Annotated in this window: 14 protein-coding genes; 7 read left to right on the top strand and 7 right to left on the bottom strand. The window is 36.3% G+C overall.

The features are described 5' to 3' along the window. The first annotated feature begins 96 nt into the window (after positions 1-96). From GQS55_RS03115 to GQS55_RS03085, 7 genes are all read left to right on the top strand, one after another. A complete protein-coding gene (locus tag GQS55_RS03115) occupies positions 97-942 on the top strand; it encodes an NF038132 family protein (protein ID WP_159817894.1) in 846 nt (281 codons plus the stop codon). Positions 943-1,308: 366 nt separating this feature from the next. Next, the gene (locus GQS55_RS03110; protein ID WP_442872187.1) at positions 1,309-1,929 is read left to right on the top strand and encodes a dUTP diphosphatase; all 621 of its coding nucleotides are present in this window, start codon (positions 1,309-1,311) and stop codon (positions 1,927-1,929) included. A gap of 196 nt (positions 1,930-2,125) precedes the next feature. Next, positions 2,126-2,788: a DUF2726 domain-containing protein gene (locus GQS55_RS03105; RefSeq protein WP_159817890.1), complete on the top strand. Its 663-nt coding sequence runs from the start codon at positions 2,126-2,128 to the stop codon at positions 2,786-2,788. A 245-nt stretch (positions 2,789-3,033) separates the two neighbouring features. Next, positions 3,034-3,747 carry a 5'-methylthioadenosine/S-adenosylhomocysteine nucleosidase gene (gene mtnN, locus GQS55_RS03100; protein WP_159817888.1) on the top strand — a complete coding sequence of 238 codons (714 nt, stop codon included), beginning with the start codon at positions 3,034-3,036 and terminating at the stop codon, positions 3,745-3,747. Positions 3,748-3,780: 33 nt separating this feature from the next. After that, positions 3,781-4,764: a cobalamin biosynthesis protein CobD/CbiB gene (locus GQS55_RS03095; protein WP_159817886.1), complete on the top strand. Its 984-nt coding sequence runs from the start codon at positions 3,781-3,783 to the stop codon at positions 4,762-4,764. A 320-nt stretch (positions 4,765-5,084) separates the two neighbouring features. Next, positions 5,085-5,480, top strand: a complete 396-nt coding sequence (locus tag GQS55_RS03090) for a rhodanese-like domain-containing protein (protein WP_159817884.1) — start codon at positions 5,085-5,087, stop codon at positions 5,478-5,480. A 46-nt stretch (positions 5,481-5,526) separates the two neighbouring features. Beyond that, a complete protein-coding gene (locus GQS55_RS03085) occupies positions 5,527-6,183 on the top strand; it encodes a trimeric intracellular cation channel family protein (protein ID WP_159817882.1) in 657 nt (218 codons plus the stop codon). 73 nt (positions 6,184-6,256) lie between these two features. Here the strand turns inward: GQS55_RS03085 and GQS55_RS03080 are convergent, their stop codons facing one another. The 7 genes from GQS55_RS03080 to GQS55_RS03050 form a co-directional block, all read right to left on the bottom strand. Beyond that, positions 6,257-6,580 carry a ribonuclease E inhibitor RraB gene (locus tag GQS55_RS03080; protein ID WP_159817880.1) on the bottom strand — a complete coding sequence of 108 codons (324 nt, stop codon included), beginning with the start codon at positions 6,578-6,580 and terminating at the stop codon, positions 6,257-6,259. A 143-nt stretch (positions 6,581-6,723) separates the two neighbouring features. Continuing rightward, positions 6,724-7,266 carry a DUF4136 domain-containing protein gene (locus tag GQS55_RS03075; RefSeq protein ID WP_159817878.1) on the bottom strand — a complete coding sequence of 181 codons (543 nt, stop codon included), beginning with the start codon at positions 7,264-7,266 and terminating at the stop codon, positions 6,724-6,726. Positions 7,267-7,384: 118 nt separating this feature from the next. Further along, a complete protein-coding gene (locus GQS55_RS03070) occupies positions 7,385-7,897 on the bottom strand; it encodes a nitrous oxide reductase accessory protein NosL (RefSeq protein WP_159817876.1) in 513 nt (170 codons plus the stop codon). 41 nt (positions 7,898-7,938) lie between these two features. Beyond that, on the bottom strand, positions 7,939-8,757 hold the full coding sequence (locus tag GQS55_RS03065; protein WP_159817874.1) for an ABC transporter permease: 819 nt from the start codon (positions 8,755-8,757) through the stop codon (positions 7,939-7,941). Then, on the bottom strand, positions 8,757-9,704 hold the full coding sequence (locus GQS55_RS03060; RefSeq protein WP_159817872.1) for an ABC transporter ATP-binding protein: 948 nt from the start codon (positions 9,702-9,704) through the stop codon (positions 8,757-8,759). Before GQS55_RS03060 ends, GQS55_RS03065 begins: the two co-directional genes overlap by 1 nt. 22 nt (positions 9,705-9,726) lie before the next feature. Beyond that, positions 9,727-11,088: a nitrous oxide reductase family maturation protein NosD gene (locus GQS55_RS03055; protein WP_159817870.1), complete on the bottom strand. Its 1,362-nt coding sequence runs from the start codon at positions 11,086-11,088 to the stop codon at positions 9,727-9,729. 102 nt (positions 11,089-11,190) lie between these two features. Further along, entirely contained in the window at positions 11,191-12,411 is a 1,221-nt protein-coding gene (locus GQS55_RS03050) for an Nramp family divalent metal transporter (RefSeq protein WP_159817868.1), read from the bottom strand. Positions 12,412-12,550: the final 139 nt, after the last annotated feature.

Raw genomic sequence — 12,550 nt, 5'->3', positions numbered from 1 at the left:
TTGTTATTAAAGCATAAATAAAAACTGGTATGACCTGTGCATTCTGGTATGACCTGTAAGCGAAAGAAAATTTTAAATTCATAGAGGTATAAAAAAATGCTTAACAAAATCAAATATATTATTACAGCTGCCGTATCAGTTATTTCATTAAATACATCAGCGACATTAATCTCCAGTACGTTTGAAAATGGAATCCCTTCTAGTTGGGAATGTAATGGTAATTGCGGTACTAGTTCAGCTAATGGTGTAGTAACAACACCACCTACAAGCAATACAAATTATGGTTGGGTATCAACTGACTCAGGTGTAAAAAATGTTGGTTTAACTGGTTTAACTGGTTTATTGGGAGCTGACGGTTCTGTTTTACAATCAAGTTTATTTTCAGCTAATTCTGGTGACGACTTAGAGTTCTATTTTAATTATGTAACATCTGATGGTACTGGTTTTTCAGATTATGCTTGGACTCGTTTATTAGATGAATCATTCAAAGAAGTCGCAATGTTATTCTCTGCAAGTACTAATATTGTTACTGACATCGTAGCTGGCAATGGCTTACCAACTACTGAAGCAGTATTAAAAACTACAACTGCAAGTATAGTAAATAGTGGATCTGAATGGGAACCTTTAGGTGCTGATTCTGGAAAATGTTTTCTTTCAACTTGTGGCTATACAGGCTGGATTCAATCAAATTATTCAATTGTAGATACAGGTAATTACTATCTTGAATTTGGTGTGGCTAATTGGATTGATAGTAGTTTTGATTCTGGTTTAGCATTCGATGGTATTAAAGTTGCTGGCGTAGCATTTGATAATTTAAAGGTTGCCAATATAGCAACAACATTAACAACAGATAAGGTTACAAGTGTTCCAGAGCCAACAAGTATTGCTTTATTTGCACTTGCTTTCCTAGGGTTAATCAGTGCAAAACGTAAATATAGCTAAGAAAAATTGTTGCTAATTAATAATTAGTAGAACTGACAAGTAAACCACTTTATAACGCCAAATTACCTAGGTAATTTGGCGTTATTCTATTCTTATAGCAATCTCACTAGCTATGTGATCATTTCTACTTGCTAAAATCACCAACTACATCGTTATTTATTTAATAATTAGAACAACTAGTTATTGAAATAAATGCATTGTATTAGGCAATTTTTTCTACGTATAAAATTGTTCACTTAATTAATGAAACTGGTATTAAACAAGATAAATCTATCAATACTATTGCTACTATTTATTAGCTACGGCAAAATAGCTCTGATCCTTTAATTATCAGAGAAGAAAATGAGCGAACAATTATCTACTGCTTTGTCGGTTGCACAAAAGCAAATCAATCAAATGTTAACCATGCAAGATGCTATGAATTCAAGAGTAAGCGAAACGTGGCGCAGCAATGGTTACGAATGGTATCGCGCTATTTGGGTTGAATGTGCTGAAATGCTAGACCACCATGGCTGGAAGTGGTGGAAACATCAAGAAATTGACATTGCTCAAGTTCAGCTTGAATTGGTTGATATTTTTCACTTTGGTTTAAGTTTACGCTTAATGAGCGGCGCCAGCGTTGAAAAAATCTCGACAAAACTTGCTAAAGAGTTACACCAAGGTACTGGTGAAGATGACTTCAAAATTGCCTTAGAAAACTTAGCATCAGCAGCTGTTACTGAAAAGTCATTTGACGCCAAGGCATTAGCTGACTGTATGTCATTAATGAATATGGATCTAGATGAGTTATTCCGTCAATACGTAGGTAAAAATACGTTAAATTTCTTCCGTCAAGATCATGGCTATAAAGAAGGTAGCTATATTAAAATTTGGCACGGCGAAGAAGACAACGAAGTATTAGCAAATTTGGTAAACACACTTGATACAAGTGCTAGTGACTTTCAACAACAGTTATATGCAGCATTAGAAGATAAATATCCGACCTAATAGCTCTATATAACAGGTGATAGAAGATAATTAAAAGTCATACTATAAATAATTTTATTACCTGATAAACCTCACTTACAACGTTAAAGTTTCAACCTTTATATTTCTGGCACAAATTCTGCTTAATTAGCGTTAAGTATGCGTTTTATTTACTTAAATGAATAAAGCGTCAAGAATTTGAATTGCCGGAGATGTTATGGAACTTATTTTATTTGCTTTAATTAGCCTTATTGTCATCGTTGCGGTATTAGCAAGTCGATTAAATGACAACAGTTTTCCCTTCCCTTTTGACAGTAAAATGTCAGTTTTTACTCCTGCAGAAAAAAACTTTCAAAATTTACTAGAACAAGCAATGGGGCCAAAATATCGTATACTTAATCGAGTTAAGCTATCTGACATAATAACCATACGTAACGGTGTGTCTGATAGAGCCAGCCAAAAAGCAGCTGCCAATGCTGATGGAAAGTATTTAGACTTCATAATTTGTGAGCGCTCTTCTATGAAACTTCTGGGTACAGTAGATTTAGTAGACACTCAAGGACGCGGCTACAAAATTAAGAAAGACTGGTTTGTTAGCGGTGCGCTAGAAGCAGCTTCAATTCCACATTTAAGAATCAAAGTAAAAGCTAACTATACGCTAGATGAAATTCGCGCTTGTATTAATTCTCGCTTATTAGGTAATAAATCACCATCACCTAAAGTTAAAGGCGTCAATATACCTGCACCTATGCTAAAAGCACGAAAAAGCTCAGGTGTTTTAAGTTCGGCGGCTGCACAAGCTGAATTATCTTCTAATATACCTGGTCGATTATCTGCACAAAATGCACCCGCGCACAATGTAGCAGCACTGCCACATTAAAATATTGATTTAAAATACGCGACAATACAAAGCTAAAACCAGTACATGAAAATGTTACTGGTTTTTTTTATCCTTATTTTAATAACTCGCTATAAAAAATAAATTTATACCTACAACATAAACAATGCCGAGCCGGCTTTTGTTTACTCTTCTTATTAACAATTCTTGCGAAGCGAATATAAACTAACTTTTTTTTTCAAGCCAAGTTATAATCCTTGATAAATTAACAAGCTAAAGAGAAAACCATGAAAGCAGGTATTATTGGCGCAATGGAGCCAGAAGTTGCTATTTTAAAAGAAAAGTTAGTGAACTGTGAAACTAGCACCCATGCAGGTTATGTATTTTATTACGGACAATTAGATAACAACGACGTTGTTATTGTGCAATCGGGTATTGGTAAAGTAGCCGCAGCTTTAGCAACAGCAATACTTATTGATAAATTTCAACCTGATTATGTAGTGAATACTGGCTCTGCCGGAGGCTTTGACGCCAAGCTTAAAGTCGGTGATATTGTTGTAAGTTCAGAGGTACGCTACCACGATGTTGATGTTACTGCTTTCGGTTATGAGATAGGACAATTGCCAGCAAACCCTGCCGCTTATATTCCTGATGCTACTTTGGTAGAAGCCGCTAAAAAAGGTATTGAGCAACTTGATAACATTCAAGCTATGGTTGGTTTAATTACCACTGGTGATACTTTTATGACGAAAGACGATGATATAGCAAAGGCTCGAGCTAATTTCCCTACAATGGCAGCAGTTGAAATGGAAGGTGCCGCAATAGCCCAGACTTGTCATCAATTTAAGACGCCGTTTGTGATTATTCGTTCGCTATCTGATATTGCAGGAAAAGAGTCACCTACCTCTTTTGATGAGTACTTAGAAACGGCTTCAGTAAATTCATCAAAGCTAGTAATGAATATGTTGAATGCACTTAAGGGAAAAACACTTAGTTCATAAATATTTTATCTAAAAAACATGAGTAAATGAAAAATGACTAACTTAAGTGAACTGTCTTCTTTTAGCTATCAACTACTAATATTATTAACGGTAATATTCAGTAAGGCGTTCGTTAGTCATTTTATTTATCATGAGCCTCTGCGTTTTTTTCAATTTTATTGCCAAAAGCTGAGCGATAAAGTTAATAATCCAACCAACTCCCCTAATCAGCAAACCATTGCAGGCTTAGTTGCAATAGTAGTTACCTTGCCACCCATTATTATCACTTTGTGGCTGTTTGAATCTTTCGTCGAAGTTGATTTTTTATGGCAAGTGCTACTGCTTTATATTGCTCTGGATTCATTTGGAATAACGAAAGTAAGTAAGGACATAGCACAGGCGTTAACCGCTAAACAAAACTATGTAGCCAAACAAACATTAAAACCTTGGGTGTTAAGAGAGACTGAGCCTTTATCAAGTTTAGGTTTAAGTAAAGCGTGTATTGAAATGCAATTGTTACGCACCTTACAGCAAGGATATACCGTTGCTTTCATCTTTATTACTCTTGGTCCTTTAATGGCGCTTTGCTATCGACTATTGTTGGAAATGCACTATTGCTGGAACACAAAGCTAACAATACACAAGTATTTCGGCCTTTACAGTAAGTACCTTGTGAACCTTATAATGTGGTTACCAGTAAGAATATTCTCTTTATTATTACTGTTTTCTAGCATAGGAAATAACTTAATTCTATTTTGGCGTTTAAGTCGAAAACATCTTTTTCAATTAAATAACAATGTTGCTTTGCTATTATTATCACTAAATTTATCAATAAAACTTGGCGGTGTTGCCATGTATGATGATAAAAAGAATTCCCCTGAAAAATTACGCAAAATTAGTTTTAATGATAAAGCCAGACAACCACAAATTGCTGATATTATTCATGCGACTAAAAAGATTAATAACATGATTCTTGTCAGTCTATTTTTGATGATCTTTGTCGCTGTTGCTATTGAATATATTGCATCAAATATATAAGCTCTCTTGTCATTACTTAGACCGTCGGCCTCATAATTCCGTAGTTCACTAACCCAGTCCTGCCGTAGGTCACCAGCCAGTCATTCCGTTGATCGCTTAATACGGAATCCCATGAAATTGGCACCACACACTTGAGATTCTGAATCAAGCTCAGAATGACGAGTAGGTGTTCAGGATGACGGATGGAGGTTCAGGCTGAGGGGTCGTGATTAGGTGTAACAAGCGGAGGTGATCATGACTAATTCCAGGTGACTAATTCCATAGAATCAAGTAGATTAGAGATAATTAATAAATAGATTAATTACGACTGCGGAAAAACCATGTTTAGAGTGATAAAAATATTAGCATTAACACTTAGCCTTTTCACCACGGCAGTATTGGCAAGTGAAGCACCACAAATTTCTCAGCAAAATTTGTTAGAAGTGCTTAAAACACCAAACAACAACATTGTATTAATAGATGTTCGTACTGAAGCGGAATATTACGCAGGCCATGTTGCTGGTGCCATTAATATTAGCCATGACACAATTGAAGAAAACATTGCATTTTTAGAGCAGTATAAATCAAGTGAAATTGTTGTTTATTGTCGCTCTGGCCGTCGTACCGCTATTGCTATCGATGTTTTAGCTAAAAATGGTTTTTCGAATCTACAACATCTAACTGGTGATATGAATGGCTGGCTTGAAGCTAAGTTACCTGTCATCATTGTTAAATAAAAAACAAAATCATTACAATAAGCTATATTAAAATAATAACTAACTCATGACTGAATTACTCTACTACTTAAATATATTTGGCATTGTTGTATTTGCGCTTTCTGGCGCATTAATGGCGGGTCAATATAAATTAGACCCTTTTGGTGTCATCGTGCTGGCTTTCGTTACTGCGGTTGGTGGTGGTACCATTCGAGATACTATTTTACAAACCCCTATTTTTTGGGTTGTTGAAACTCATTACCTTTTTGTAGTTTTAGTCACTGCGCTACTTACCATTGTATTAATTCGACAACCTAAGCGTATCCCTAAACGTTTTTTACTGATTGCCGATGCTTTTGGTCTAGCCCTTTTTGCCGTATTAGGCACACAAAAATCAATTGCATTAGGTGCGCCTTTATCTGTCGCTATAATATTAGGGACTATTACGGGTGTCGCAGGCGGTATGATTCGCGATATGCTGTGTAATGTTATTCCAATGATATTAAGTAAAGAGATATATGCTTTAGCCGCCATGCTAGGTGGTGGTTTGTTTGTTATATTTCAATTACAAGGTTGGCCCGAAGATGAAGCTATTGTAGTCGCCATTTTAGGTGCATTATTAGTGAGGTTAGCCGCTATTTATTGGCGTGTTTCTCTACCTGCATTTGATATTATCGAAAAAGAGCCTGTCGAGAAAGAAGATATAAAAAAGGAAGACCAGTAAGCTCTCTAGCAATAAAATAACTTATAGGAACAGAGGAAACCAGCGTTCAGGTTTCCTCCTTAATATTAGTAGCTTACGCTTCAACACCCCAGCCATCGTTATAACCAGAAAACTTAGTTGCTAGTGCTTCAAATTCTGTTTCTTGCTTAACTACCGCGTCGTAACTTGGTACTAGCTGTAGAGTACAATCAACATCCCAAACATTAGGTGTTTCATCAGGATGCATATTAACAGTGACATCTTTCATGTTTTCTTTAATATAGTCAACCATAGCCTGCGCGTTAGTTTCCTTCTCAAATAAATGAAAGAACACCACATCATGACTTACATTGAGGTCAATACCCGCTTGTTGCATTTCTGCTAATATTTGGCCAGTTTCATCATCGGGAAAATTCATAGTTTTACTCTGCTTTTAAGCATTAGATAGGTGATTTACATCAATGTCGATATTATAAACAGGGAATAGCAAATTGAATAGTTTTTTGGAAAATATATTAAATGTAATAACCAAGAATGCAATAGTTAAAACAGGCGATTCGGTTAACGTGGGTATTTTGCCAACATCGCGGTGATTGCTTGCTTTATTCTATCGTTTGTCTCTGCGCTATTCTCTCTATCTTCTAAATCTAAGCTATAAACACTACGCCATACCGATCGGCTTTGTTTAGGATCAACTAAATCTATAATTAAGCTTCCTCGACGAATGTCTGAATATTGTTGATCTGTTTTCCACGTTGTTGCCTGTAAGCAGAAAGTGCAAAAGCGTACGACTTCATTATATTTAGCGTAATCTTTACGGCTACCACTAACAACATGATAAGTGACAATTAAATCAGTTTTTTCAAGCTCAACATAATTAAAGTTTTGTTTAGCCATAGTACGTTCAATGGCAATTTCAATTGCATTGCGACGAGTATCTAACAAGCTTTGTGCTTCAGTAAAAGTAGAGTTTCGACCATATAAGCTATAACTTTTCACTGATGAAAAATCAAAACCATCATGATACACCACGCCCGCCTCTTTCATGCTTGAACAAGCAACAAGAAAAGTTAAAAGAGTGATTACGATAGGTGTTTTAAACATAGATGAGAAAGCTATAAATAGAAGAACTTGCCTTAGCCTAGCAAGTTCTTTAATAACTATAAAGCAGTGATTTATTTAATAAAAAATAAACACGGGGATTTTAATATAATAATTGATATTACATTAACGTATTCAGGTTAATATCTTCAAAGCTATTTACTTCTCCACCAAACTCTTTGGCAAAAGCTTCCGCATCAGCTTTCTGGCTAAAGCTAGCTAAGGTTTTCCCCATAGCTCCCATTTTGTCTGAACCAGCTACATACCATGCGGTTTTCGCATCAATAAAATATTTATCATCAATACTGTCACTGCCCCATGGCATTTTACTCATGTCATGTACTAACATCTGAGCAACATTACGGGTGTTTTCTGGATCTAAATAATAGCTAAACATATCTTGCGTAGAGCAGAATTTAAAAACTTTATCGTCTTGCTCTTTACGAAAAACTTCACCTTTAGGGCCGTCAAAACGTGTAATAAGCATGCCACATAAATGACATTCATCACTTGATTCCATAACGACGGCTTGGTGTATAACTTTTTGTTGTTCTGAATTATCAGAGCAAGACATCACCAAAGGAGTGGTTAGCGTAAGCGCTGTAATTAGCGCCAATAGTTTGTACTGTTTCATGGTCAATATTCTCAGTAAATAAGGATTATTAACAACCCTAGTTAAAGTGTCTTTTTCTTAAAAATAAATATAGCTAATGCTAAAGGAATAATAACCCAAGCAATTAACGCTAAAAATAATGATGTGTAGGATAAACTGGCATTAGTAGCAATAGATAGCACACCACTAACATTACGATTATCTAGGCCGATAAAATTCACAAGACGAAAAATATCCGTTGGGTTTAACATCAATAATTGTATTAAACCTTGTGGTGTTATGGCTTCTTCAACTCCCACTAATAAAGCAAGCAAAGCAAGGTCAAAAGCGAGAGAAAATAAGAACCAAGTAATCAAGGCAAAACCGACAGCTTTTGACTTTTCTGCCACAGAAAGGCTGATAACATAAGAAATAGCGGTAAAACTTAGGCCTAATAAAGTAGCGCTGATAATAAATAAGCCAAAGGTATTCAAAATATTTAAATCACCCAGTTGCCCATATAAAATTATAGCTGGAACACCAAAACCCACGAGGATAGCGAGGGTTATAATTCCACCTTGGCCAATAAACTTACCAAGTAATAATTGGCTTTTACTTAACGGATAAGTGAGTAATAAAAGTAGAGTACCGCTTTCTTGCTCGCCAACGAAGCTGTCATAACTTAACAACAAGGCAATCAACGGGATAAGAAAGACGATCAGGCTTGCTAAACTAGCAAGCGTGGTTGATAACGAAGTAACCCCAACGGCACCCGATGCTGCAGCGCCAAAATAAGTTAAGCCAGTAGACAGTAGCGCAAAAATTAGCGTTATGGAAACCAACCAACGATTTCTTAGGCCATCATGAAACTCCTTACTGGCCACCGTAAATATTTGATGCATTAACTCGGTGCTCCATTATCTTTTGCCTTTAATGTGAGTTCATGCACTGAAATAAAGTGCTGATATACTTGTTCTAAATTTGGGGATTCTATTTCAATATCCTTTAGCCCTTCCATGTTAATTAACTGCTTTAATACCTTTATTTTTTCATGCGCTGGTACTTTCAGTGTATTAGAGTAAACATCGCTTAAGTACTGTGTTAAATGACTGTTTTGAGCAATAGCGTGATTTATTCCTGACGATTTAATAATAACAGGTAGCTCAGCTTGCTTACGTAATGCTTGTAATGTTCCTAGAGCGAGTAGCTTTCCAGAAGATAAAATCATTGCTCGGTCAATATGCTGTTCTACACCTGGCAGTACATGAGAACATAAGATAACACTGCTGCCAGTCGACTTAAGTTGGTCCACTGTTTTATAGAAGTCTTGAGTCGCGACAGGATCAAGGCCAACCGTTGGTTCATCTAACAGCAAGAGCTTTGGTCTATTGATAAATGCTTGCGCTAATCCAAGCCTTTGACGCATGCCCTTTGAGTATGTTTTTACCTGACGGTGTATTGCTTTAGTAATGCCTACCTGCTCTAATAAATCTATTGCCTGCTTTCTACTATCTTTGTTGGTAGGGCTTTTTAACTTAACAAAATAAGTCAGTACTTCTAGCCCTGTTAACTGCTCATAAAAACTAACATTTTCAGGTAAATATCCTATCTTATTTCGACAATGCCAAGCTTCTTTTAAATCAGGTGGCATTCCCATCACTTCTACTTTGCCACAGCTTGGTGAAATAACACCAAGAATAAGCTTCATCATAGTCGTTTTACCAGCACCATTATGACCAAATAAGCCAAGCACTTCGCCTTCATTCAACGACATATTTATCGCGTTTAATGCGTTAAGTTGCCCATAAGACTTTCCTGCTTCAACTAATGAAACTAGCGGGGAACTCATATTATCCTTCCTATGCTTGTCATTATTGAACAGCCCTTGGCGTTAACTGATTAATGAGTAATGAATTATCGTTCTGTTTTTTTTGAGAAAAATGAGGGGTCATTAATGGATAACTATCGGTGACTCCCGGTGACTTTAAGACTGGAAATTGTTGCTGTACCCAACGTAAAATTACGATAGCAGGGCTATCCATTATCATTTTCATTTCTGGGTATTGCCATACTAATTTATCAATACCGTCATTAGGCTCAAAAATAGTATCACCTATGCCGTCTTTATCTATATCCCAGCCAAGATAGCTACTCCAGTAATTACCACGACCGTCTTTACTCCATTCTTGTTCGGTATTCGATACATACTTCACAGGTGTTGGATTATTAATAAAATTGTTGCCATAAACTTGTATATTTTCTGAACCTGCCGTTAAATGAATGCCTATTTCGGTGGTATCAACAGTATTGTTCTCTAATATGTTAGCACTTGAGTTATAAACAAAAAAACCTTTACCAGCGCGACCTGCCATTACATTTCCAGGCTTAGTCCATACGTTTTTGATGTAATTATCACTAAGAGTAGATTCATCCAAGAAATTCAATAAAAATCCGTAATCTTCACTGTTGGTGACTTTATTGCCTGTAACCGTTAAACGACTAGAGCTCATTAAAGCATAACCTGCCCGAGTGTTGTAAGCGGTATTATCCTTCACGACATTATCGTTAGAATTCATGTAATGAATACCATAACGTAGCTGATGCACAGTGTTTTTCTCTATTAGATTATGTTGACTCGCGATAACATAAATACCATCACGTACGTCAAAAACATCATTATCAGCAATGTGGCTATTGGTTACATTAGTCGCTTGTATGCCATTACCTCTTTTAGCGGAAGGTAATGATAAATTACCATTCACTTTATTATTAAGTATCGTTGCCTTAGTCGCATGATTGAGCCAAATACCAAAGCCATCTCCTGACAAACTATTATTTTTAATAACTAAGCCTACGGCCCTTTCATTGACTCTTTGGTTATTAACGTAAATACCCGAATTTTCTTCATCAAGATCAGCACCCCAATTAATAATATTTAGGCTATCAATGGTGATATAAGAGTTTTTTAGTACAAGCCCATGTCCGTGGCCTTGAGCGTCAATGACGGTTCCGTTTTCGCCACGCAAGGTAATTTGTTTAGCAATAATAAAGTTACCTAGGTATTTCCCTGCCGACAAGGTAATAACATCACCATTTTGACTGGCATTAAGCACTTTTTGTAAATCGTCATTTACCGCTACAGGCGTTACTTTGGCAAAGCTATATTGGTTATAGCTAGCTATAACCAATAGTAGTACTAGCAAGAACGATTGTCTTTTTTTAAAGCCTAGCAAGGTGAGCTCTTCACTGAGTTTTTATATGTTAATAGCATAACATTTATAACTAATTAGCTGTTGATCTTAAATAAAGAACCGACAAATTACCGGTCTAAATTTTTATAAAAAACCAAACGCTGACATTAAGCTTCGGCCACTTAGTAATAGTGAAACAAAAACAACGATTGCCCCAAGGGTATTTTGCCAAATATTGTTTTTATACTCGCCGAGCACCTTAGTATTCATTATCCATAATAAAAAAATTGTCACTATAGGCAGTAAAATACCATTGGCTATTTGTGCAAACCAAATGACGGCAATTGGCTTATAACCTAAGCTAGAGCCTAGCACTCCTAAAAACAGTACGACTATCCAAATAGCTTTAAAGCTATTAGAGTGTAAATCCTTACTCGAATTTAAAATACCGCTCAAGGCAAAGGCTGCCGCTAATGGCGCGGTAACTGCTGACGAAATTCCAGAAGCAAAGAGTCCAATACCAATAAAAATACTCGCCATATCACCAAACAGGGGCTTTAATGCTGGCGCTATATCGGCTGCTGACGTGATTGAAACCTGCGAACCAAAAAAAGCAGTGGCGGCTGTAGATAGAATAGCCATAGAAATTAAGCCACCCAGCGGAAGTGAAATATACAAATCTTTTCTCGCTTGCGGTAAATCACTAACGACATGCCATTTTTTACTCACACTTGAAGCGTGTAAAAATAAATTGTAAGGCACAATAGTTGAACCTATTAATGCAATAACAGTTAACGTAGCACCATCAGGTATAATTGGTTTAAATAACCCAGACAATAAAACCATTACATCCGGTTTTGTTAACAAAAAGGTGATAATGAACGCTAAACTCATTATTGACACTAACAAAATAAGTGCTGTTTCAATAAGCTTATAGCTACCTGAAATTAACAAGAAAAAAGCAATAGTGCCAATGAGAATTGAGAAAATCGTTTGAGCAGAACTAAACGCTAAGCCAATGTCTTCAAAAATACCCACCAGCCCTAAGCTAGCCCCGGAAATATTGCCACTTTGATAGGCGCTGTTACCAACAACAATAGCAGACAGAACTAAGGCAATAGCCAAGCCTCTTAATAAAGGGTTTGTACACGCTTGACGGATATTTTCACCTAAGCCTTTTTGGGTAACGATACCCAAACGAGCGGTCATTTCTTGTAAAATTAACGTCGCAAGGACTGAAAATAGCAATGCCCATAATAAAGCGAAGCCATAATCAGCCCCCGCAATAGAAGCGGTAATAACTGTGCCTGGGCCAATAAAGGCAGCGGTGACTAAAAATGCAGGACCGATTTGAGGAAGTTTCATTGTTATTCATGATCTTTGTTATTTATTTTGATCACAGCATACTTATTATTTCAAAAAATAAAACAAAAAACCGTAATACTTTTTACTAAAATGCCCTTAATCATTAATCTTGAAATCATCAATAATTTAGCTCATAGTG

It is taken from the genome of Colwellia sp. 20A7 (genome assembly GCF_009832865.1).
GTDB lineage: Bacteria > Pseudomonadota > Gammaproteobacteria > Enterobacterales > Alteromonadaceae > Colwellia.
The sequence above is the reverse complement of the archived record's forward strand: the minus strand, read 5'-3'. Positions and strand labels throughout refer to the sequence as shown.